The organism is Fodinibius salinus, from assembly GCF_008124865.1.
In the GTDB taxonomy this organism is placed as follows: Bacteria; Bacteroidota; Rhodothermia; order Balneolales; family Balneolaceae; genus Fodinibius; species Fodinibius salinus.
In genome coordinates, this window is sequence record NZ_VNHY01000002.1 from 325,775 (window position 1) to 348,570 (window position 22,796).

Consider the following 22,796-nt stretch of genomic DNA (forward strand, 5'->3'; position numbering starts at 1 on the left):
TGAAAAATGATTATAACTCCGAATTAAATGATGAATCCGGATCCTAAACAAACCCATTTCACTAAAAAGAGGTATAACACCACATCAATTATTTATAACCTGATGGAGTGGCCAGTCGAGCAATTATGGTATAAAAAGTGGCGACGAAAGCTATGGCAGAACATCCACGGACCAACAGTATTAGAAATTGGCGTGGGTACCGGCAAAAACATCCCGTATTATCCTAAAAATGTTGAACTAACAGGCATTGATCTTTCCCCCGGTATGCTGAAACGTGCCAAGAAATTGTTGCCGAAATCGATAAATGATTCGGTGACCCTCCGCGAAATGGATGCCCAGCAGATGGAATTCCCCGACGATACCTTCGACGAAGTCGTAGCCACTTTTGTATTTTGCTCGGTGCCTGATCCCATATTGGGATTAAAAGAGGCCCTGCGCGTCACTAAGCCCGGTGGCAGGTTGCATCTGCTTGAACATATGAAGCCGGAAGCATCCTTTCTGACCAGTATAATGGAAACACTGGATACTCCCATCCATTACCTGAGTGGGGTTCATATCGCACGACAAACCGTCTCGAATGTAGAAAAGGCGGGCTGGGATATCGACAAGGTTCGGGATTTAACGGCAACGGGCATCTTCAAAAAGATTGAAGCTACCAAACCACATTAGCCCTCAGTATCATTTACTAGTGGAAATTCGACCACAAACGTACTTCCTTTCCCCTTCCCTTTGCTGTAGGCTCTAATTTTTCCACTATATAATTCAACAATGGCTTTTACGAGGGGAAGCCCCAGCCCACTCCCTGGTTGCTCCTGCACTTCCGACTCATTCGCGCGATAGAACCGTTCAAACAGGTGCTTTTGCGTTTCCTCATCAAAACCGACCCCGGTATCACTAAGGTGGATAACCGCTTTGCCGCTGCTTCGTTGTAATTCCAGTTTCACTTCGCCTTCAGGAGTGTATTTCACTGCATTTTCCAACAGGTTATTGATAACCTCTTCGATATAGGCTCCATGAGCCCGTACCTGCAGGTCAGGGTCAATCTGGGTTTGAATCGTAATCTCCTTGCGATCGGCATCTTCCCGGTGCTGATCGGCTACTGCTGCAGCAATGTGGCTTATATTCACAATATCCGGCTTGGATCGGTGCACCGACTCCACTCTCGAAAGTTGTAGCAACAGATGCACCATTTCGCTCATTTTGCGAACTTCATTCAGCATGCGCTGGATCGTTTCCTGGTACTCCTCTTTGGAACGGGGTTTACGGAGCATGATCTCAGCATCACTACGCATCGATGACAACGGCGTCATGAGCTCGTGGGCCGCATCCGAGGTAAATCGCTTTTCACGCTCAAAACCCTTTTGCAGACGGTTCAGCATCATATTGAAGGTCTCGGCTAAGTCGGTCAGCTCATCCCGCACCTGGTAGTTGACCGGAATGCGTTTATCCAAATCGGTAGCTGTAATAGATTTTGCTGCTTCACTGATAGACGCCACCGGTGTAAGTGCTCTTCGGGACAGCCAGTATCCCCCCAGGATTGAAAACGCCACACTGATAACTATCAATATGATTATATACCGCTTGAAGCGATTCACCTCCTCATGCCGCGTCCACTCGAAACCGGTGACTTCCAGCCATCCGCAAAACTCACCCTCACTATTGTTAATAGGATAAAATAGCGTTCGCGCGGGAAGATCCTGCCACTGGCTGCTAAATGAATACTCCTCGGGCGTATCGGGAATCTCCGTATTCAAGGGCTGTGATACGTTTGCAAAGTTGGGACTTTTGTAAATCAGGCTATCATGCTGGTTATAGAGTTGAACATACGTGCCGTATTCAACCCCGCTTTCAAGTGCAGCATTTCTGCTGTACCCTGTAAGATTTATGGAGAGTGAGTCTTTGGTATGGATGTAGGGAATCAACTGCTCAGCTTCAAAGCGAAGGTGGCGGTCGTAATTGTGATGAATGGAATTATGAAACGTCTCGTACAAGAAATAGCCAAACAAACTGAGCATCACGAAAAGGCTAAGCCCGTACCAAAATGCCAGTTTCTTGGAGATAGACAGGCGATCAAAAAAGCTCGTTATACTACTCACAATTCTACTCATTTTTTGTTAATAAGCTCACTATTTAGTCGGTATCCAGCGCCCCGAATGGTTTCAATAATGCTATTGGAATCATCCCATGCCAGCTCATCACATTCCTCAAGTGATTCGCCCAGCTTTTGGCGAAGCGTCGAAATCGTAGCTTCAATCGTATTATCGCTCACGTAATAGGCAGATCCCCATACGCGTTCGGCGATCTGCGTCTTGGAAAATACCGCTTCCGGTTCTTTAAGCAGCAGTTCCAGCAAGGTAAACTCCTTGGGGCGAAGCGGCCGTTCGATGCCACAAATTTTAAGCTTGTGCTTTCGGCTGTCCAGCTCAATAGGCCCGGCAGAGACCGTTTCGGTATCATTAATTTCGGACGTTCGCCTGCCCAGAGCACGCACGCGAGCCAGCAGCTCCTCAAAGGAAAACGGCTTGCTCATATAGTCATCGGCGCCCGCATCCAGCCCGGAAACCTTGTGGTCCAGGTCGCCGAGTGCCGTCAGCATAAGAACCGGGAAGGTCCGGTCCTCTTTGCGCCAATGCTGCAAAATTTGCTTGCCATCCCGGTTAGGCAGCCGCCAGTCAAGGATAACAACATCATAATCGCTGACCATCCCCTGAAGCTCGGCCTGTTCTCCATCGTGAATGACTTCAACGACGTGCCCTTCCTCTTCCAATCCCCGCTTGAGGTTACCCGCAAGCGGCTTTTCATCTTCCACTAATAATATCCACATAAATGACTCTGCATTATGAAATAAAAATTTTCATGCCCAAAATAACAGACTCTAACCTTAAATGTTTTAAGCTTGATTTAAGGTTCACCTGTTATATTCCGGTTCTATGCTGAAATTAGATGTTAGAACACTAAAAAAGAGATCCAAAGACCAGCTATGAGTGAAGACAACACCATGACACGCCGAAAATTCCTGCGCTGTGCCGGTTCCCTGGCCGCTTTTGCCGGTGCAAGTGCCGTATTGCCGGGTTACGCATTAGCGGGCTTCGGCAGTGAAAAGCGAGATGTGTTAACCCCCAAAGGCCCCGATAATGTCATTGATCTGACTATCGGCAAAATGCCGCACAAGATTGATGGGAAGCGAGGAGAAGCCATTGGCATCAACGGTATGGTGCCGGCTCCCCTGATTCGCCTGAAAGAAGGTCAAGACGTGCTGCTTCGCGTAAAAAACAAACTGGATGAAGACACCTCTATCCACTGGCACGGCATTTTGCTGCCCTTCCAAATGGACGGCGTGCCGGGTGTCAGTTTTGATGGCATCAAACCAGGCGAAACCTTTGAGTACAGATATCCGGTTCGGCAGCACGGCACGTATTGGTATCATAGTCACTCGGGCCTACAGGAACAGCTCGGCCATTACGGGCCGCTGGTCATTGACCCCGCCGATGAGGATCCGGTCGAGTACGATCGGGACTACCCCATTGTGCTCTCCGACTGGACCTTCGAGGATCCCCACGACGTGTTGGCGAACAACATCAAAATGGAGGGGTATTACAATTACCAGAAGCGAGACCTTGGCGAATTTTTCAGTGATGTTAAAAAGAACGGTCTTGGCGACACCATTAAAGACTATGCCATGTTCGGGAATATGCGCATGAGTGCGACCGATCTGCTGGATGTCACCGGTGCAACTTATACCTACCTGATGAACGGCCGCGGTCCGAACTCCAACTGGAATGCCCTGTTTAAGAAAGGCGAAAAAGTGCGGCTGCGATTTATCAATGCCTCAGCCGGTACTACCGCCTTCGATGTCCGTATTCCCGGCCTGGAGATGACCGTGGTAGCAGCCGATGGACAAAATGTAGAACCGGTGCCTATTGAAGAGTTCCGCATCGGTATTGCCGAGACCTACGACGTTATTGTGGAACCCAAAGAAGAAAAACCCTACACCATTTTTGCCGAATCGCTTGATCGAAGCGGCTATGCCCGTGGGACACTTGCCCCCCGTGAAGGCATGGAAGCCTCGGTTCCCGCGCTTCGCCCACGCCCCAAGCGCGATATGAAAGATATGGGCATGATGATGTCGATGGACGGCATGGATATGGAAGGTGACGACATGGAAGAAATGGACCATGGGGATATGAATCACGGAAATATGGATCATGGCAACATGGATATGTCCAAAGACTCCAAATTCCCTGTCAAGCATGGCCCCGACAAGCACGGACCGGGCGCAGCCGCTATCGCCCAGAACCAGTTTGACCGGCTCGGCGATCCCGGTATCGGTCTCGGCAACGACGGACGAAAAGTGCTGGTTTATAACGATCTGAAAAGCCTGCGTCCCAATAAAGATACCCGCGATGCGCAGCGGGACGTAGAGCTCCACCTGACCGGCAACATGGAACGCTACATGTGGTCGTTTGACGGGGAACAGTTCCATGAAGTGGATGGCCCCATTGAATTCAAACATAACGAGCGCCTGCGGCTTACGCTGGTCAACGACACCATGATGGAGCACCCGATCCACCTGCATGGCATGTGGATGGAGCTGGAAAACGGCAACGGGCAGTATAATCCCCGGCAACACACCCTGCTCGTACAACCGGCTCAGCGCATTTCGGCCCTCATTACGCCGCGCGACAAAGGACGCTGGGCCTTTCACTGCCACATCCTGTATCACATGGAGCGCGGCATGTTCCGCGTCGTCCAGGTGGCCGATGAAGATGGCAGCATTTACGGACAGGATTATTCGTAAGCAGATCCAGCGAGCCTTAACGAACGAATGCTATCTGACATACAAAATTGCAACATAATGACCATGATTAAACGCACGTCAACATTCATTCTCAGTACGTTAGCTATCATTGTAATCGCCAGCAGCTCAGCTGTTGCTCAAAAAGCCCCTGAGTTCAGCAACGACCTGATGATGGACGATAAAACCTACGTCTATCTGATTGCTGAAAAGCTGGAGTATCGCAGCGTAAGCGGCATCAACCCGTTAATGTGGGAAGTGCAGGGCTATGTGGGCGGTAGCTTAAATAAGTTCTGGTTCAAATCCCATGGCGAAGCGCTGACCACCGAACGTGAAGCTGAAATGCAGTTTCAGGGACTTTACAGTAGGGCTATTGGTCCGTACTTCGACATTCAGGGAGGAATTCGCTACGACTTAGCCTATGAAGGTGGGGGCAACAAGTCCAGAGGTTTTGCGGTGATCGGCCTCCAAGGTATGGCGCCCTATTTCTTCCACGTGGACGGGGGGATGTTTATCAGCGAAAACGGCAATATTTCTGCTTCTGTGGAAGCCGAATATGACCTATTGTTTACCCAGCGATTGATCGGTCAGCCCGTGCTTGAAACCAGTGTTGCCCTCCAGGAAGTACCTGAATGGGGTGTCGGCTCCGGCTTCAACAATATCGGACTTGGCTTCCGACTTCGCTATGAGTTTGCGCGGGAATTTGCTCCATATATCGGCATCAACTGGGAGCGTAAGCTGGGCGAAACCGCTGATATGGCACGCAATGGAGGCGGACACGTAAGCAACCTAAGCATGGTCGGCGGCGTTCGCATGTGGTTTTGATGCTAAGTACAGGTATGTTAGATCAATAAAAATTAATTCAGAAACCGAGTTATGCACGATTTTAATTTATTTGGAGGCGGTTGGATGATGTTCATATGGTGGTTTTTATTAATAGCATTAGTCGTGATTGTCGTTCGAGCTCTTATGAACTCCAATCAAAATAATAAGAACAATGATACACCTATGGATATCCTTAAACGCCGATATGCCAGTGGCGAAATTGATGAAGAAGAATTTAACAAGCGTAAAAAAGAATTACACAAATGACTAAAGCTGATGTCATTATTCATTAATGATTATAATCAATTTCTCTATGATCCCATTACAACCTAATAACAGGCGCCCAGCATGAAGGACTGGGCGTCTGCCTTTGAAAGCAAAAATTCAATACACATTATTACCTATGGATTTTATAAGTCTTTACGGTGAATCAGCAAAAACGGCTTTGGGTTTTTTCTGGAAATCCGGATGGGCCTTTGTGCTCGGCTATTTTGTCAGTGGCATGATCCAGGCCTTTGTGCCCAAGACAGAGCTCACCAAATACATGGGCGACGCGGATCTCAAAAGTATTTCTTTGTCTACGTTCTTTGGCGCTGCTTCATCGTCCTGCTCCTTTGCTGCCCTGGCGGCCGCCCGGTCATTAGTCAAAAAAGGAGCTCATTTTATCGCCGCCGTAGCCTTTATGTTTGCCTCTACCAATCTGGTTATTGAGCTGGGGATATTGATTCTCATTTTTCTCGGATGGCAATTTTTAGCTGCGGAAATTATCGGCGGACTTGTCCTTATTGCGATAAGTAGCCTGCTCATTAAATGGACCTATCCCGAAAGCTGGCTACAGGCAGCACGAGAGAAAGTAGAACAAGAGGATGACGGGCTGACCGAAGATTTTGACTGGAAAGAGCGCATCACCAGCAAAGAAGGATGGCAGCTGGTCGGCCATAAGTTCGTCAACGACTGGAAGATGGCCTGGGAGGATATCCTGATCGGTTTTACCATTGCCGGCTTTGTAGCCGTGCTGGTGCCCGAATCATTCTGGACGAGCCTGTTCCTGGTTGATGCCCACCACCTCCCCGACTGGCTGGTAGCGCTGGAAAATGCCGCTATTGCGCCTTTTGTGGCTGCCTCTACCTTCATTGGCTCGATGGGGAATATTCCGCTGGCTACGGTCCTTAATCAAAACGGGGTGCTCTTTGCCGGTATCATGGGTTTCATCTATTCCGACCTGATGGTGCCACCCCTGGTCCACATCAACGCCAAATACTACGGCTGGCGCGTAGCACTGTATATTGCCGGAGTTATGTTTGTCAGCATTGTACTTACGGCTTTGATCTTGAACGGTTTGTTTACATACCTGGACATCGTGCCCGAAAGCAGACGAGTAGTCTCAGAAATCACCCAGTTTAAAATTGACTACACATTCTGGATGAACCTTGTATTTGTCTGGATCGCCGGTGGGTTGGTCTGGCTCCACAAAAAATATATTCAGGAACATGAAATGAAGATGATGGATATGGAAGGCGGCGGCAAGATTAAGAAATTTGCGGTTACCCTATTTATTATCATCAATGTGTTAGGAATATCAGCATTCGCTTACACCCAACTATTATAACAAATAGAACCTCGTACTATGGAACTAATTCCCGAATGGGCCCCCAATATACATCCGATTATTGTTCACTTTCCTATTGCGATTCTGTTATTGGCAGTGCTGATGGATCTACTAACCTTCTTTCTGCCAGACAAATGGTGGGATAATCTAAAAACCACCCTGCTCTATGGCATTGGTGCTGTTTCTGCTATTGCCGCCTATTACACAGGTACCCTGGCGGCTGACAGTGTTTTTCTACCCTCGGGCGCTCAATCGGTTTTGAACGAACACGCCGACTGGGCGTTGTGGACCGTCTGGTTCTTTGGAATTTATGCCCTGCTACGAATTGCACTCCATTGGTATCAAAAGATGGACCAAAGAATGATCAAAATTGGACTGTTTGTAATCGCCCTGCCCGGAGTGTTCTTCCTGTATGAAACAGGCGACCACGGTGCCGAAATGGTCTTTGGGTACGGAGCAGGCACCGGACAGCTGGTAGAACAGCAAAGCAATGCCTCAGTTTCTACGGATAGTCTACAACAGTCAAATTCAACATTTACGGTCAGTGACAATGGCAACTGGACGTGGGAGATCGGTTCCAATGGAGTAAGCACGTTGCTTTCTCAATTCCGATGGCTGGAAGGATCTGCTTCAGCGCTACAGCCAACGATTGTAAACAGTGGCAATAATCACTTGCTTGAACTATCTGTTGATTCTACCACGAACTTTTTTGTAGGGCAAAGTACTTCCCAAAACGTGCAGGTCGATTATTACGTGGACCTGTCTAATTTTGAGGGAGATGTTTCACTGGTCAACCACGTGCAGGATGCCCAAAACTATGATTTTGTTATGCTCTCTTCCGATGGCACCATATCACAGGGACGAGTTAGCGGTGGTAATCGTGAAGTGTTTGCCGAAGAATCTTATTCGGCCTCAGGCATGCTGTTTATTCGCACCGTTGGCAACGGCACGCATTTCCGTGGCTACATCAACAAAGAGATGGTAGTGCATGGCCATGGGGAAGCCCCCGATGCCGGTAGCGTGGGGCTTCGGTTGAATGGAAGCGGAACGGTGCTTATCGATCGCGTGACCTTAACACAACTCAATAATCATTAAACAATATTATGTCTACTCGAATATCACTCATAGTAATTCTACTTTTTATAGTCGGAACATCCCTTGCCGTAGGGCAAGATTCTGCAACAGAGAAAAAGGTAATCAAGACGCTTGATGCATTCCATCAGGCTATTATTGAGAACGACAGTCAAACGGCCAAGCATCTGCTCTCAGAATCAGCCCGAATCCTGGAGGGAGGTAACATCGAAACTAAGGATGAATATTTGTCTCATCATTTCCACTCGGATGGCAAATTTCTAAGTGCCATGAAACGTGAAAATGAATCACGTGATGTTACCATTGAGGGAAATATGGCCTGGGTCTCAACGCAAACCCACACCTGGGGCACCTACAGCAATAGAACATTGGATCTGAACAGTCTCGAACTGGCAGTTCTCAAGAAAGAAGAAGGAAACTGGAAAATCACCGCACTTCATTGGTCCTCGGCCAGTCGAGACTAAATCTCAATTCATACTTTTTCTTCAAGTCCTGCATTATTGGTGCAGGACTTTTTTTATGGGAACCCCCGTTTGATTTAAGGTTCATTTAAGGAAGTTGGTGTTAGTTTAGTCAGAAATAAGACATAGAACTCTTTTTTATAACTGATTGAACAAAACACGCAGCATTAAAAATGAACAAAATCATCTTTGCTCCCCTGTTATTACTCCTTCCTCTTTTGCTGTTATCCCCGTTTGAAGCAAATGGTCAGACAAGTGATTCAACGCTTGTCCTGGATAACCTGATCCAAAAAGTGTTAACCAAGAATCCTGAACTCCAGTCTTCTTACCGAGAATGGGAAGCAAGCAAAACCCGAATTTCTCAACAAGAGGCATTGCCCGATCCAACGCTCAGCTTAAACCTCATGAATCTGCCGGTTAACAGTTTTGCCCTTGATCAGGAACCGATGACCGGTAAACAGATCTCCCTGATGCAGCCTTTCCCTTTTCCGGGGAAACTGCACCTGAAGGGAGACATCGCCAGAAGCACCTCGGAGATCACCCTGCACCAGCACCAAGAGTTAAAAAATCAGCTTATCAAGAAAACCAAGCAGGCGTACTACGATCTTTACTATATAGATCAAGCCCTGAGGACCGTGGTCAATAACCAGGAACTACTCAAGGAATTTGTGGAAATAGTCGAAACCCGCTATAGCGTGGGAAAGGGTATCCAACAAGATGTACTTCGCGCCCAGGTAGCACTTTCCAAAATGATTGACCGGGAGCTTAAGCTTCGCCAGCAACGCGAAGGTATCCAAGCACAAATAAATGCTCTCATAAACGAACCGGCCGATGCCCAACTGGGAAAAGCCGTAGCTACAGAACCGGAACCAAGGGAACACGAATTAACCACCCTTGTTCAGCGAGCCGATAGCACCAGTCCCATACTCGCTGCATGGAAAACAGCCGTAAATCAAAGTGGTCAACGGGTAGATCTGGCCCTGAAAGACCGCTATCCCGATTTCGGAATTGGTGTGGCCTATACCCAAAGGGATGAGCTAAAAAATGGGATGCCGGGTTATGATTTTGTCTCGGCCATGTTCAATGTCAAAATTCCCCTCTTTTACAATAAGAAGCAGCAGAAAAAGGTACAAGAAACCCGCATCAAGCAGTCTTCCATGGAGTATCGCTACCAAAATGTAGCAAACTCCGTAGAACAGATGCTTCAGCAGTCATTGACCAATCTTGAAAAAAACCGGCGGCTGATCGACTTATATCAAACCGGCATCATCCCCCAGGCCGAAAAATCGCTGGAATCCTCGATGGCCGGATATCAGAATAACAAAGTCGACTTTCTGTCCCTTCTCGACAGCGAGCTGACCCTGTTTCAGTTTCGACTGGATTACCACCGATTTGTAGCCGATTACCAAAAAGCGGTGGCAGAAATAGAAGCACTAACCGGCACGGAGTTTTAAACCATTTTAGAAAAACAGAACAATGAGGACAACCACCATGAATACCAAATCTATACTTCTTTCCCTCGGGGTAATTGCCATATTTACATTAGGCGGCTACTGGCTTGGGACCCAAACTACAAACGCTTCAGCATCAAATACTCAACCTGTCGAAGAGATGCAGCATCAGGAGATGCAGGATACATCGAAATCCGACACCAAAAATCAGGAAGATCGTGAAATCCTGTATTGGCAGGCTCCAATGAATCCCAGCGAGATCTATGACGAGCCCGGCCAATCCAAGATGGGAATGGACCTGGTACCGGTCTATGCCGACGAAGCGAACAGCTCGGAAGGAATGGTAAAAATTAATCCTGTCGTCGTTCAAAATATGAATGTCCGCACAGCAAAAGTTCAGCAAAAAGATCTTTCCACCGTCGTAAGTGCTGTCGGAAAGGTAGAATATGATGAGCAAAAGCTCTTCAACGTAAATCCCAAAATTTCCGGCTGGGTGGAGAAACTCCATGTAGATTATACGGGGAAAATGGTTGAGCGCGGACAACCACTGTTCAACATCTATTCTCCGGAGCTGGTTACTACGCAGCGTGAATACCTGCTGGCTCTTAAAACACAAGATAAAGTGAGCACCAGTAGTTTTGAATCCATTCGCGATGGAGGGAATAGCTTGCTCAATGCTACTCGAAAGCGACTGGATTACTGGGATATCCCTGCCTCGGAGATTGAACAACTAGAGCAAACTGGTGAAATTAAGAAAGCGGTAACACTGAAATCACCGGCAAGCGGCGTAGTAGTCCACAAAAATGCCGTCGAAGGTGAATTTATTAAAGCGGGTACCCCCGCCTATAAGATTGCTGATCTTTCCACCGTCTGGGTACAAGCCAGCGTGTATGACTACGAAGTCCCCTGGATTAAGGAAGGACAATCTGCCCAGATGGAACTTTCCTACCAGCCGGGCAAGACCTACCGAGGGTCCATTGCTTATGTATATCCCAGCCTGGACCAAAAGACCAGAACCGTTCAAGTACGCCTGGAGTTTCCCAACCCTAACCTTGAACTGAAGCCGGGAATGTTTGCCAATGTACGTATTCAAACGCATCCCAAAAGTAATGTCATTGTCATACCGAATGAAGCCATCATCCGAACCGGGGAACGCAATATTGTATTTGTTGCCAAGGGAGAGGGAGCCTTTGAGCCCCGCGAGGTAATGCTGGGCATGGAAGGCGGCCCGCGAAATAATGAAATCGAAATACTAGAAGGCGTAAAACCCGGTGAAGAGATCGTCACCTCGGCCCAGTTCCTCTTCGATAGTGAAAGCCGCTTGCAGGAAGCCATCCAAAAAATGCTACAGCAAAAGACGAGTTCGCCAGACAAAGAAATGCAGGATATGGATATGTCCGGCGAGGAAATGAACCATGAAGATATGCCAGTTGACACTACCGATCATTCAAACATGAATATGTGATCCCATAAGCTAAGTTATAGCGCAAACCCTTATTAAATATTTTAGAGATTTAAGAAAATGCTACAGAAAATAATTGAACTATCCGTTAATAACCGCTTCATGGTGATCATTGCAAGTATCCTGTTGCTGGCGGGCGGTACATATGTAATGTATCAAACCCCCGTGGATGCCATTCCGGATCTCAGTGATGTGCAGGTCATTGTCTTTACTAAATATCCCGGTCAGGCCCCGCAGGTTGTGGAAGACCAGGTCACCTACCCGCTGACTACCACGATGATGTCAGTACCCAATACAAAAACAGTGCGCGGCTACTCCTTTTTCGGGCTTTCATTTATCTATATCATTTTTGAGGATGATACCGATATGTACTGGGCCCGAAGCCGGGTACTGGAATACCTCAATACCGCAGGTAGTAACTTGCCGGACGGCGTGACTCCTACCCTCGGACCGGATGCCACCGGTGTTGGTTGGGTGTACGAGTATGTATTAGATGGTGGTGATCAGTATGATCTCCAGCAACTGCGCTCTATCCAGGATTGGTTCCTGAAATATGAACTACTCAGTGTGGACGGGGTAGCTGAAGTTGCCAGTGTGGGAGGTCACGTCAAACAGTACCAGGTTGAAGTGGATCCAGATAAACTGCTGGCTTATGGTATCCCATTGTCGAAAGTGAAAATGGCTATCAAACGCAGTAACAATGATGTAGGTGGCCGCTTGGTGGAAATGGGCGAAACTGAGTTTATGGTCCGAGGCAAGGGATATATTCAAACCGTCGCAGACGTAGAAAATATCCCTATCGGCACCGATGGTAACGGCACCCCCGTGACCATTCGCAATGTGGCCAATGTTCAATTAGGTCCTGACCTGCGCCGCGGCGTAGCTGACTGGAATGGTGAGGGAGAAACCGTCGGAGGCATAGTAGTGATGCGCTATGGTGAAAATGCCCTTCAGACCATCAACAATGTAAAATCCAAACTGAAAGAACTCAAAAGCGGCCTGCCGGAAGGAGTAACTATTAAGACGGCCTACGACCGATCCAGTCTGATCAACCGAGCTATTTCATTTTTGGAGGAAAAACTGATAGAGGAAAGCATCGTGGTCGCGATCATTGTCATGATATTCCTGTTACACTTCAGGAGTTCGCTGGTGGCTATAATCAGCTTGCCTATCGGTATTTTGGCAGCCTTTCTTGTGATGTATTTTCAAGGTATCAACGCCAATATCATGTCGTTGAGCGGTATTGCCATTGCTATAGGAGCGATGGTGGATGCAGCTATTGTAATGGTGGAGAATGCCCATAAACACCTGGAAAAAGATAAGGGGAAGAAGGGACACTGGCGGATTATTATAGATGCATCCAAAGAGGTGGGACCGGCCCTGTTCTTTTCCCTGCTGATTATCACGGTCTCATTTCTACCGATCTTTGCCCTAGAAGGGCAGGAAGGACGCCTCTTTAAACCACTGGCCTTTACCAAAACGTATGCCATGGCTGCAGCAGCCTTGCTCTCGGTCACGCTGGTACCTGTATTAATGGGATATCTAATACGCGGAAAAATTCAACCCGAACATAAAAATCCCGTTAACCGGTTTTTAATCTGGGTCTACCGACCGGTTATCAATTTGGCAATGCGTTTTAAATGGACCACCATCATTGCCTCTATTGCGATACTTGTCATTTCCATTGTGCCCCTGCAACGACTCGGTTCAGAATTTATGCCTCCTATTGAAGAAGGCGACCTGCTATATATGCCCACCACCGACCCGGGCATCAGTATCACCAAGGCTAAGGAGCTGCTGCAACAGACCGACAAAATTATCGCCAGCTTCCCGGAGGTTGAATCGGTATTTGGTAAATCCGGACGGGCACAGACCTCTACGGACCCGGCTCCGTTATCGATGTTTGAAACCATTATCCAGCTCAAGCCCGAAGACCAGTGGCGGGAAGGAATGACTTTGGATAAGCTAAAACAGGAAATGGATGAGGCCATCAACATTCCGGGACTTACCAATGCCTGGACCATGCCGATTAAAACTCGAATTGATATGCTTTCTACAGGTATTAAGACCCCGATTGGAATAAAAGTAACCGGCCCTGATCTTCAAACGCTTTCCGATCTCAGTCAGGATATTGCATCGGTGGTGCGCGATGTGCCTGGCACCCTCAGTGTCTTCGCTGACAAGACCACGGGCGGCAACTACCTGGACTTCAGCATCGACAGGAAAGAAGCAGCCCGATACGGCCTGACAACCGGGGATGTGCAGGATGTAATTCAATCAGCTATTGGCGGCATGAACGTAACAGAGACCGTGGAAGGGCTGGAACGCTATCCGGTGAACGTGCGATATGCCCGAGAGAACCGTGAAAACCTTACAGATCTCGGACGGGTATTGATCCCTACGCCTTCCGGCGCTCAAATTCCAATTGAATACGTCGCCGACCTGCAGATCCGCAAAGACGCCCCGGTGATCAAGACTGAGAATGCCCGCTATTCCAGCTGGGTATATGTTGATCTTACCACCTCCGATATTGGAAGCTATGTAAATCAGGCCCGACAGACGGTAGACGAAGGGCTGAACCTGCCATCCGGCTACAGCCTCACCTGGAGCGGGCAGTACGAATACATGGAACGGGCCAAGAAGCGCCTGCAGGTTGTAGTCCCAATAACTCTGCTGATCATCTTCCTGCTGCTGTATTTTAACTTTAAAAATCTCCAGGAGAGTCTAATCGTGCTATTGACCCTGCCCTTCTCGTTGGTAGGCTCTTTTTGGCTGTTGTATATCCTGGGATATAACCTGAGTGTAGCTGTCGGCGTCGGTGCTATTGCCCTTGCCGGGGTGGCTGCCGAAATCGGAGTCATCATGCTCACATATCTGGATAATGCGTATAACAATCGAAAATATAATGACAATATGAACAACCTTGAAGACCTCAAGCAGGCAATATTTGAAGGATCGGCTCAGCGAATCCGCCCGATATTCATGACTGTCTGTGCCATTACCGGCGGCCTGCTGCCTATTATGTGGGGTATGGGAACTGGTGCAACCGTTATGAAACGAATTGCTGCCCCGATGGTTGGAGGAATGATATCAGCGACGATACTAAGCCTGGTAGTATTACCGGTTATCTACTACCTATGGAAGAGCCGGGAAGTAAAACAGCTGGCACAAACAACAAACGATGACCAACAGATAACCAATTAACGTCATGAACAAAACCTGACAGGTCTAACAAAAAGGTGACCATTATGAATGAAATCAAAGCATTTATTCGCAAACGAAAAGCAGAAGAGGTCATTGACGGACTAGAAGCCGAAGGGTTCTGCTGTATGACCATCATTGATGTCATGGGACTGGGTCGCATGTCGGATCCCGAAAAAGCACAACTGTCTATCAGCATAGCCGAACGATTCTCTGATATTGTAAAATTGGTTGTGGTCTGCACTCAAAATGACACAGAAGAAGTGTTAGAGATCATCCAAAACCATGCTCGCAGTGGCCAACCCGGCGATGGCATCATCTATGTGACACCGGTATCCAAAACGATTCATATACGAAGCGGTAAAACCGGAGGTAGTTTCTTGCAAAGTGAAAGAACGTCCAATTGACCAGGTAAATAAACCAATAAGTCCAAATGACCTTTGTATTTTATTACTACTTGTAATAGGAATAGCCGGATTTATGCCAGTCATTAGCACTTTTAAATTGTTGCAGTAAATTGAGAACGAGTCTACTAATTATTTTTACGTTGGGTGTTTTTATAGCTATTAGTTGTTCTAGTGAACCACCTGACCAAAGGGAACCAGTTACCAAAGGGCGTTGGTTTACTCAAAAGCAATTCCAGTTGGGCAAGCAGGTATTTACAACCAATTGCGCCAGTTGTCATGGTAGTCGAGCCCAGGGCATTGTTGAAGACTGGAAGCAGCGAAATCCCGACGGGTCTTTTCCGGCGCCCCCACTGGATGGCTCGGCCCATGCCTGGCATCATCCCCTGAGCGTACTGGTTCGACAAATCAATGAAGGCGGTGTAAAGCTGGGAGGTACTATGCCTGCCTTTGGTGATACCTTAAGTGATGAGGAAGTCATTGCGGCCATTGCCTATTTTCAAAGTTTTTGGGATGAACAAACCTATAACCGATGGGTACAAATGAATGCTGATCAGTAGTATTCCAAATTATTGACGCTTAACACCTTGGAATAGTTTCAGCTTCGTTTAAGCTACCATGTTGTTACTTGATGTATAAACCTCAGCCTAATTGACACTGATGGAAAACAGCAACGTTTTGTACATAAAGAACATGGTGTGCCCCCGCTGCAAGCTCGCAGTTAAAAATCTATTAACTGATATGGGCTGCAACGTTCTTGCTGTTGAATTGGGGCAGGCAGTAGTCAGCTCAAGGTCTCTCCCTGCTATATCGGAAGTTGCTAATAAATTGAGAACGATTGGGTTTGACCTTTTATCTACCCGGAAAACCAAGTTAGTTGAAAGGATAAAAATTTTGCTGATCTATGACATTTATTACCAATCATGCCAGGTAACGTTATCACAGGTGCAAAACTATCTTGAATTAGCTACCCACCAGAACTATCAGTACCTGGACACTCAATTTTATTCCGTCTATCAAATATCTATTAAAGACTACTGGGATAAACTAAGATTTGAGCGAGCGAAAGAATTGCTTTCGTATAATGAAAAAGCTCCTGATGAAATAGCTCGGGAGTTGGGCTACGCCACGGAGGATGATTTGGAATTAACATTTAAACAAAACCTTCATTTATCAATATCAGAATATATCCAATCAGAGAATAATTATAGATCGCCACTCAATAAGCTACCGTAAAATATTTTTATTTGACTCTCGACCATGGTACAGGGCTTATATTACAGATGAATTGTATTCTTTAATGTATAGGAGGAATTGTTATGCCACTCAAAAAAGGAGAAGTTTACCAATGTCCAGACGATAGTTGTGGTTGTGAAGTCACCGTAACCAAAGGTGCCCCCAGCGACTGCTCGGGGACGCAAAACCCGACTTGTTGCTGCGGCAAAACCATGGTAAAGAAACAATGAGATTAATAAGCATCCGGGGAATGCCTCGGATGCTTACCTAATTCCAACATTTGTGTTCAGCAGGTGATGTGTATGATTGAAAACATGGATGAAAAATATAACGGAATCACCACCTACAAAATTGGTGACGTAGCTAAACGGGCTGATGTTAATAAAGAAACCGTGCGATACTATGAGAAACGAGACCTGATCCCTAAGCCTGATCGGCGCCGCTCGGGTTATCGCATTTTTACCCAGCGCCATATTGATCAGATCCGGTTTATAAAACGAGCCCAACAGCTGGGCTTTACCCTCAGTGAAATTAAAGAGCTGTTGGAGCTGCGGATGAATGCGAATACTACCTGCCCGGAGATCAAGAGCGAAGCCCAGGAAAAATACCGGGATGTAAGGGAGAAGATCGAAGATCTCAGACGCATCCAAAAAACATTGACTGATCTTATTGATTCGTGTTCTGAAGAAGGACCTGTCGGAGATTGCCCTATTCTCGAAGCTTTAGAAGGAAAGAACGAAACTGGAAAGCAACTTAGAAAATGAATGAACAAGTAAAACTTCAATCCACAATTACGTGTCCTGAATGCGGGAATCAGGCGGAAGAAGATATGCCAACAGATTCCTGCCAATATTTTTGGGAATGCCCAAATTGCAACAAAATTCTAAAACCTCAGAAAGGTGATTGTTGTGTATTTTGCTCCTATGGTGATATCCCATGTCCTCCGGTTCAAAAAGAAAAATCCTGCTGCTAATTTATTGATCTAATGCAATAATACGCAAAGGATTTTGAATCTATGTATGATCAAAATTAAGACTAATTTATAGGTTTTAATTCTTCGTAATTTTTCCGAATTTCGTCTGCGCTACTCTCAAGTAGCGTCTCTCTTGATGAATAGTTAGGGCCCTAGCTTTGAACGGCTAGGGCCTGTTTTATTAGGATAGAAAATATTTCTTCAAATACTTGGAGGAGAAGGATTCGATAATTGAGCCTTTATCATGTACAGCTATTGAATAGAAATGAATATCATTCCCAGTTTTCATATTAGTTGTTACATATGATGTTACGTGACCTATCAAAATCAACCTGTATGAATCATAAAGGCATATATCAGTTTGGCTTCGGATCAGAAGGTTAGGGGTTCGAATCCTCTCGGGCGTACTTTCAAACAATGTGCTCGTCATTTTGGGCGGGCACATTTGTATTTAAATTCCCTCCTCTTAACCTGAAAACAGTATTACTCCTAATAAGATCATATAAAGAGTAATATAACCAATGTGGCAATTCTATCGCCCTTTCTATTACCGTCGGCTACAAGACCACTCGTTAGTGGAAACCCCATGCCCGTATTGCTGTATTTTAATCAGTTTTCTTAAATTGGTGTTATAAATTCAACGCTATTAATTTGTCAATCCATACTTTCTACATATTTGTTTATTAACTTGAATCAAAAATATGATACAATAAGCTTATAAATTATGCGTGCCCTTATTGTAGAAGACGAACCTTTATTAAATGAAGAGTTAGAAGAACAGCTGCTGGAGGAGCAGTTTAGCGTAGACTGTGCCGAAACGCTTCAGGAAGGGGGCGATTTGGTAGCCGGTGATGAATATGATTTAGTACTCCTTGATCTGGGCCTGCCCGACGGCAATGGATTAGAGCTGCTAAAGATGATCAAGAAGTACTATGAGGAAACGGTGGTAGTAATCCTAACTGCCCGCGGTGAGGTAGAGGATAAAGTCAAAGGCTTAGAGTTGGGCAGCGATGACTACTTGGCTAAACCATTTGCAATGGCTGAATTGCGTGCTCGTATCCACGCTGTACTACGACGACGTTTTAAAATAAATGAAAATGAAATAGAAGCCGGTAAGCTACTGCTTAATCTTAATCACATGGAAGTCCGTTATGACGGCCAGACGCTTGACCTTACCGAGACGGAATATAAAATTCTGCGCTATCTGCTTTTGAATAAGAATAAAACAATCACACGTATTGCACTAGCCGAACATATCTGGGGTAGTAAAGTAGATGATCGTTTTTCGCTGGATTTCATTAATTCGCATATGAAAAACCTTAGGAAAAAACTTTCAAAAGCCGGAGCCCCAGAACTGATTGAAACGGTTTATGGCGTGGGATATAAATTGGATATCCATGAAGCTCAACAATAAAATACTCCTTAGCAATCTAGTACTCTCCGTGATAATTTTCTTGATTACCAGTATTGGCATGTATTACCTGGTGAACGACACGGTGTATGATGAGCTCGACAATCATCTGATCCAACACAAGATTGACCTTATGAACCAGGTACAGGGTGATCCTGCAAGCGTGGGGCAAGTCCAAGAATTGGGTGGACTCGGCTCTTATGAGTGGATTGATATTTATCCCTATGAAGGGGAAGTAAAACTCAATGCGAACAATTTCACCACCTTGGATACGACGCGGAATCCCGATGAGGTAAGCTCGGAGGCCTATCGGAGGCTAGCTACCACTATATCGGTTAACGATCGTTATTATACTGTAAAAATTTATGAGGAGGTGGCAGCCTGGCAAAACATCAGTATGACGATTTTGGTTAGCGTGTTAGCCGGCTTGTTAATTTGGATATTATTGCTCTACCTACTTAACCAAATGGTATTCGATCGCATTTTGACCCCCTTTTATGACACCGTAGATACCCTCGAAACCATTTCCGATCCTACAGACTTTGAGGAAAAGTTTCCCGACTCTACAACATATGAGGTTAAAGTCTTAAACGATGCCTTAAATACGATGTTAAACCAAGTACGATCGTCGTTTGAGGACCAGAAAAAGTTTATTCAGAATGCCTCACACGAATTGCTGACGCCCCTATCGATTATCCGTCAAAAGGCCGAGAAGATTTTGTCCAATGCTGATAATTGCAGTCAACAGACATTACGGGCAGCCAGTGAAATCCAACAGACCACCGTACGACTGAGCCGGCTCAGCAATGCTTTGCTACTAATCAGTCGCGTAGAAAATAAGCAGTATGAGCTTGACGAACAGATTGATATCAATGCAGTAAGCAATGAAGTGCTGGAGGAACTCGATGACTTTATAAAGTTAAAGAGTATTACTGTTGAGAAAGACTTTGAAAACGACATCACCATACAGGGTAACAAAGAACTAATTCACTCGGCTATCTACAACATTGTACAGAACGCGGTAAAATTTTCACCGGAGAGATCAACAATTCACATCCAGACAAATGCTGGATCGGAGCAGGAAGAGTTAGTTGTTAGTGACCAAGGACCTGGCATACCGGACGAGCTCAAAAAATCTCTTTTTGACCGCTTTAAAAAGGAACAAGATCACCTTAATAAGTTGGGTAAGAACAACGGAAACGGTCTGGGATTGTCACTGGTAAAAAGCATTTGTAAGCTTCACGGTTTCGGCTATCGGGCCGAAAACAAAAACGGTTCCGGCGCTAAAATCACCCTCCAATTCTGAATCCATATTCTCTACAGATTTGATTTGTACATTTTGACCGTAGACAAATTATGTGCTATCGCATACTAACGGTCAAAATTATTCGAAATGGCTTTTTCCATAGTTTTAGCAATCTTGGTCTCATTTCAGCCCACACAATCAGATACGACTAATCTCAATAGTTTGAGTGTTGGCAAGGCCCTTGAAATTGCATATCAGCATAATCCCCGTATAAATCAGCTCAAAAACCGGATTGAAGCCCAACGGCAGCAGCAGTCCCTGAGTTTAGGTATCCAAGATCCAGAAGTAACCTATGCCAAAGAAGGAATTGGCCAAGGTACGTTTGCCGAGCAGCGGTGGGTTGTGTCGCAATCACTGGATTTTCCACTCACCGGCTACTACCGTTCGAAGAGCCAAAAAGCCAACACACGCTCCATGGAACTGGAACTGCAAGCACTGAAGTTGCAGCTTAAAGCCGACGTAAAATCAGCATATACCAAGCTTGCATATGCCATTGAATCGAGCCATTTGGCACGTGAGCGGGTAGACCTGTTTAAAAGTCTGCGAGATGCAGCAAAGGCCCGGGCCGATCTGGGAGAATCATCGAAAATTGATGCTATGCAGGCCAACCTTCAGCTCACGGAGGCGCAAAACAATATGGAAAAGGCTCATCAGGATATCATGGATGCCCGATATAATCTTTTTGAAACCATTGGGCTGGATGAAGAACAAACTTATGAAATAGGTTTTCCTGATACACTACACTATGTAGCTGTTGATATCAATCAGAATGAAGTATTGCGGCAGTTGCAACAGCATCCCCAGCTTCAGCAGATCAGCAAAGATCAGTTGGCAGCATCTTATCAAACAAAGGTAGCCCAAAGTGGGTATTTGCCGGATATCAATCTAAAATACTATCGACAGGATTTTGGCAACGGATTTGATTTCAATGGTTTTGAAATAGGTGTTAGCATTCCACTGTGGTTTGGGATTAACCAATCGAATCAAGTTCAACAATCCAAAGCAAGATACAGTGCCGTAGAATGGCAATATCAGGAAGAACAGCTCTCCCTAAAAAAACAAGCCGAGCAAGCTTGGCACGGCTATGAAACAACGCGGGCTAACATCAAGCGTTATCGGGAATCCATCCAAGCAAAATCTAAAGAGCTGGTTGATATGACCCAGAAAGGATACCGGATGGGAGAGCTGAATCTGTTGACGCTTTTGGAGGCCCAACGCACTTATCTGCGGACCCAACAAGCTTATTACGAGACCCTTAGAGATTATTATCTGCGTGTCATTGAGCTAGAAAAGTATATACAAAAGGATATCATATTCAAATAAACCCATAGTCGAATTTATTATGAACGTTCACTTAACCCGACATCGGTACTCATCATACACTCTCTTGGGCTTGGTCATCGGACTGCTTTTGTTTTTGAGCAACTGTGGTTCTGAGACCGCCGAGAAGACTACCCAACCGGACCCCGGAACACCCCCTTCTCTGTCGGACAAACAAACCGAACAGCTGGTTCAACTGACTGAGCAACAGGCCAAAGATCTGAACATTCAGCTCTACACGGTCGAGAGTGAAAATATTAGTTTTGATATCAACGCACCCGGCCAGGTTTATGCGGCCCCGGGACGTATATCAGTAGTAAGTTCCCCCATCAACGGTCGGGTATCAAATATTTACGTGCACGAAGGAGAACGCGTCCAAAAAGGCGATCCGCTGCTGGAGATCGAAAGTCTCGAATTTGCAAATCTGGTTGGGGACTACCTCGAAGCCACCGCTGAAATTACTTATCAACAACAGCAAGTAGAACGACTGAAAGTACTTACGGAAGATAAAATAAGTCCGCAGCGTACACTCGAGCGTGCACAAGCCGATCTCCGGCGTGCTAAGACTAAACAGAGTGCTTCGTTGGCCCGTCTGCGTGCTGTAGGTATTTCCCGGGAGGAAGTTCAAAACTGGGATCCCTTTGCTACTGACCCCAAAGCCGAGCTGACTCTTCGTGCCCCAATTTCAGGCGTGCTGAACCAACACTTAATTGATCTTGGGGAGGCCGTCAATGCTTACGATAAGCTGCTGGATATTATCGACAACACCGAAGTATTGGTGCGGGGCTTTGTATCACCGGCTGATGCTCCCTTTGTACGGGAAGGCACTTCGGTAGTGATTACGGAAAAAACCGAGGACGGTACTCCGCAAGGGAAACGCATTGAAGGACAGGTTACTTCAGTCAATCCGGCCCTTGACGAAGAGAACCGGTCAATCGTCCTGAACAGTATTGTACCTACCGAAGAAGGCTGGCCCATTGTGGGACAAAGCGTGCGGATGAAATACGCTGCCCAGCCGTTGGATTCTACTTTTACCATCCCACTCTCGGCCATCCAGTTCGAGGAGCAGGAAGCAGCAGTCTTTGTTCAGCAGGCCCCTAGAGAATATGTCAAACGAGTAGTACAGATTGAACGAATGACCGAGGATCGTGCAGTTATAGGAGCCGGCCTCAAACCCGGAGAAAAGATTGCTGTCACGCAGGTATTTAGCTTAAAGGCGCTAGAACGTTTCGAACAATTTGCTGATTAAC

General features: G+C 46.3%; 21 protein-coding genes. 19 read left to right on the plus strand and 2 right to left on the minus strand.

Features of this window, described 5'->3' with window-relative positions; translation table 11 throughout:
- The first annotated feature begins 27 nt into the window (after positions 1-27).
- Complete coding sequence (locus LX73_RS06360) at positions 28-669, plus strand: class I SAM-dependent methyltransferase (protein ID WP_246138180.1); 642 nt, start codon at positions 28-30, stop codon at positions 667-669.
- Here LX73_RS06360 and LX73_RS06365 read toward each other — a convergent pair.
- Positions 666-2,096, minus strand: a complete 1,431-nt coding sequence (locus LX73_RS06365) for a sensor histidine kinase (protein ID WP_170245604.1) — start codon at positions 2,094-2,096, stop codon at positions 666-668. The genes LX73_RS06360 and LX73_RS06365 overlap by 4 nt on opposite strands.
- A gap of 8 nt (positions 2,097-2,104) precedes the next feature.
- Complete coding sequence (locus LX73_RS06370) at positions 2,105-2,824, minus strand: response regulator transcription factor (RefSeq protein ID WP_148898654.1); 720 nt, start codon at positions 2,822-2,824, stop codon at positions 2,105-2,107.
- Between the two features lie 156 nt (positions 2,825-2,980).
- On the opposite strand from LX73_RS06370, the gene LX73_RS06375 reads away from it, so the two are divergent.
- The 18 genes from LX73_RS06375 (at position 2,981) to LX73_RS06460 (ending at position 22,795) form a co-directional block, all read left to right on the plus strand.
- Positions 2,981-4,798: a copper resistance system multicopper oxidase gene (locus LX73_RS06375; RefSeq protein WP_148898655.1), complete on the plus strand. Its 1,818-nt coding sequence runs from the start codon at positions 2,981-2,983 to the stop codon at positions 4,796-4,798.
- A 63-nt stretch (positions 4,799-4,861) separates the two neighbouring features.
- Positions 4,862-5,620, plus strand: a complete 759-nt coding sequence (locus LX73_RS06380) for a copper resistance protein B (RefSeq protein ID WP_246138181.1) — start codon at positions 4,862-4,864, stop codon at positions 5,618-5,620.
- Between the two features lie 51 nt (positions 5,621-5,671).
- Complete coding sequence (locus tag LX73_RS06385; protein ID WP_148898657.1) at positions 5,672-5,887, plus strand: SHOCT domain-containing protein; 216 nt, start codon at positions 5,672-5,674, stop codon at positions 5,885-5,887.
- 136 nt (positions 5,888-6,023) lie between these two features.
- The gene (locus LX73_RS06390) at positions 6,024-7,229 is read left to right on the plus strand and encodes a permease (protein ID WP_148898658.1); all 1,206 of its coding nucleotides are present in this window, start codon (positions 6,024-6,026) and stop codon (positions 7,227-7,229) included.
- An 18-nt stretch (positions 7,230-7,247) separates the two neighbouring features.
- On the plus strand, positions 7,248-8,324 hold the full coding sequence (locus LX73_RS06395) for a DUF2231 domain-containing protein (protein WP_148898659.1): 1,077 nt from the start codon (positions 7,248-7,250) through the stop codon (positions 8,322-8,324).
- A gap of 8 nt (positions 8,325-8,332) precedes the next feature.
- Complete coding sequence (locus LX73_RS06400) at positions 8,333-8,785, plus strand: nuclear transport factor 2 family protein (protein WP_148898660.1); 453 nt, start codon at positions 8,333-8,335, stop codon at positions 8,783-8,785.
- A gap of 170 nt (positions 8,786-8,955) precedes the next feature.
- A complete protein-coding gene (locus tag LX73_RS06405) occupies positions 8,956-10,236 on the plus strand; it encodes a TolC family protein (RefSeq protein WP_148898661.1) in 1,281 nt (426 codons plus the stop codon).
- Between the two features lie 37 nt (positions 10,237-10,273).
- A complete protein-coding gene (locus LX73_RS06410; RefSeq protein WP_246138182.1) occupies positions 10,274-11,698 on the plus strand; it encodes an efflux RND transporter periplasmic adaptor subunit in 1,425 nt (474 codons plus the stop codon).
- A gap of 57 nt (positions 11,699-11,755) precedes the next feature.
- A complete protein-coding gene (locus tag LX73_RS06415) occupies positions 11,756-14,899 on the plus strand; it encodes an efflux RND transporter permease subunit (protein WP_148898662.1) in 3,144 nt (1,047 codons plus the stop codon).
- Positions 14,900-14,943: 44 nt separating this feature from the next.
- A complete protein-coding gene (locus LX73_RS06420; RefSeq protein ID WP_148898663.1) occupies positions 14,944-15,303 on the plus strand; it encodes a P-II family nitrogen regulator in 360 nt (119 codons plus the stop codon).
- A gap of 236 nt (positions 15,304-15,539) precedes the next feature.
- Entirely contained in the window at positions 15,540-15,860 is a 321-nt protein-coding gene (locus tag LX73_RS06425) for a c-type cytochrome (RefSeq protein WP_211359376.1), read from the plus strand.
- Between the two features lie 100 nt (positions 15,861-15,960).
- Entirely contained in the window at positions 15,961-16,536 is a 576-nt protein-coding gene (locus LX73_RS06430; RefSeq protein WP_148898664.1) for a helix-turn-helix domain-containing protein, read from the plus strand.
- A gap of 302 nt (positions 16,537-16,838) precedes the next feature.
- Complete coding sequence (locus LX73_RS06435; RefSeq protein ID WP_170245605.1) at positions 16,839-17,300, plus strand: MerR family transcriptional regulator; 462 nt, start codon at positions 16,839-16,841, stop codon at positions 17,298-17,300.
- Complete coding sequence (locus tag LX73_RS13170; RefSeq protein WP_148898666.1) at positions 17,297-17,509, plus strand: GDCCVxC domain-containing (seleno)protein; 213 nt, start codon at positions 17,297-17,299, stop codon at positions 17,507-17,509. Before LX73_RS06435 ends, LX73_RS13170 begins: the two co-directional genes overlap by 4 nt.
- A 724-nt stretch (positions 17,510-18,233) precedes the next feature.
- Positions 18,234-18,923 (plus strand): response regulator transcription factor, encoded by a 690-nt coding sequence (locus tag LX73_RS06445; protein ID WP_148898667.1) that lies wholly within the window; start codon positions 18,234-18,236, stop codon positions 18,921-18,923.
- Complete coding sequence (locus LX73_RS06450; RefSeq protein ID WP_148898668.1) at positions 18,880-20,226, plus strand: HAMP domain-containing sensor histidine kinase; 1,347 nt, start codon at positions 18,880-18,882, stop codon at positions 20,224-20,226. The genes LX73_RS06445 and LX73_RS06450 overlap by 44 nt, the downstream gene beginning before the upstream one ends.
- A gap of 87 nt (positions 20,227-20,313) precedes the next feature.
- The gene (locus tag LX73_RS06455; RefSeq protein WP_148898669.1) at positions 20,314-21,549 is read left to right on the plus strand and encodes a TolC family protein; all 1,236 of its coding nucleotides are present in this window, start codon (positions 20,314-20,316) and stop codon (positions 21,547-21,549) included.
- A 19-nt stretch (positions 21,550-21,568) separates the two neighbouring features.
- Entirely contained in the window at positions 21,569-22,795 is a 1,227-nt protein-coding gene (locus tag LX73_RS06460; protein ID WP_148898670.1) for an efflux RND transporter periplasmic adaptor subunit, read from the plus strand.
- The last annotated feature ends 1 nt before the right edge of the window (position 22,796 follow it).

Excerpts from the sequence above, each read along its gene's own strand:
- LX73_RS06360 (WP_246138180.1), top strand. The coding sequence starts at position 28 with ATGATGAATCCGGATCCTAAACAAACCCATTTCACTAAAAAGAGGTAT.
- LX73_RS06370 (WP_148898654.1), bottom strand. The coding sequence starts at position 2,824 with ATGTGGATATTATTAGTGGAAGATGAAAAGCCGCTTGCGGGTAACCTC.
- LX73_RS06375 (WP_148898655.1), top strand. The coding sequence starts at position 2,981 with ATGAGTGAAGACAACACCATGACACGCCGAAAATTCCTGCGCTGTGCC.
- LX73_RS06380 (WP_246138181.1), top strand. The coding sequence starts at position 4,862 with ATGATTAAACGCACGTCAACATTCATTCTCAGTACGTTAGCTATCATT.
- LX73_RS06385 (WP_148898657.1), top strand. The coding sequence starts at position 5,672 with ATGCACGATTTTAATTTATTTGGAGGCGGTTGGATGATGTTCATATGG.
- LX73_RS06390 (WP_148898658.1), top strand. The coding sequence starts at position 6,024 with ATGGATTTTATAAGTCTTTACGGTGAATCAGCAAAAACGGCTTTGGGT.
- LX73_RS06395 (WP_148898659.1), top strand. The coding sequence starts at position 7,248 with ATGGAACTAATTCCCGAATGGGCCCCCAATATACATCCGATTATTGTT.
- LX73_RS06400 (WP_148898660.1), top strand. The coding sequence starts at position 8,333 with ATGTCTACTCGAATATCACTCATAGTAATTCTACTTTTTATAGTCGGA.
- LX73_RS06405 (WP_148898661.1), top strand. The coding sequence starts at position 8,956 with ATGAACAAAATCATCTTTGCTCCCCTGTTATTACTCCTTCCTCTTTTG.
- LX73_RS06410 (WP_246138182.1), top strand. The coding sequence starts at position 10,274 with ATGAATACCAAATCTATACTTCTTTCCCTCGGGGTAATTGCCATATTT.
- LX73_RS06415 (WP_148898662.1), top strand. The coding sequence starts at position 11,756 with ATGCTACAGAAAATAATTGAACTATCCGTTAATAACCGCTTCATGGTG.
- LX73_RS06420 (WP_148898663.1), top strand. The coding sequence starts at position 14,944 with ATGAATGAAATCAAAGCATTTATTCGCAAACGAAAAGCAGAAGAGGTC.
- LX73_RS06430 (WP_148898664.1), top strand. The coding sequence starts at position 15,961 with ATGGAAAACAGCAACGTTTTGTACATAAAGAACATGGTGTGCCCCCGC.
- LX73_RS06435 (WP_170245605.1), top strand. The coding sequence starts at position 16,839 with ATGATTGAAAACATGGATGAAAAATATAACGGAATCACCACCTACAAA.
- LX73_RS13170 (WP_148898666.1), top strand. The coding sequence starts at position 17,297 with ATGAATGAACAAGTAAAACTTCAATCCACAATTACGTGTCCTGAATGC.
- LX73_RS06445 (WP_148898667.1), top strand. The coding sequence starts at position 18,234 with ATGCGTGCCCTTATTGTAGAAGACGAACCTTTATTAAATGAAGAGTTA.
- LX73_RS06450 (WP_148898668.1), top strand. The coding sequence starts at position 18,880 with ATGGCGTGGGATATAAATTGGATATCCATGAAGCTCAACAATAAAATA.
- LX73_RS06455 (WP_148898669.1), top strand. The coding sequence starts at position 20,314 with ATGGCTTTTTCCATAGTTTTAGCAATCTTGGTCTCATTTCAGCCCACA.
- LX73_RS06460 (WP_148898670.1), top strand. The coding sequence starts at position 21,569 with ATGAACGTTCACTTAACCCGACATCGGTACTCATCATACACTCTCTTG.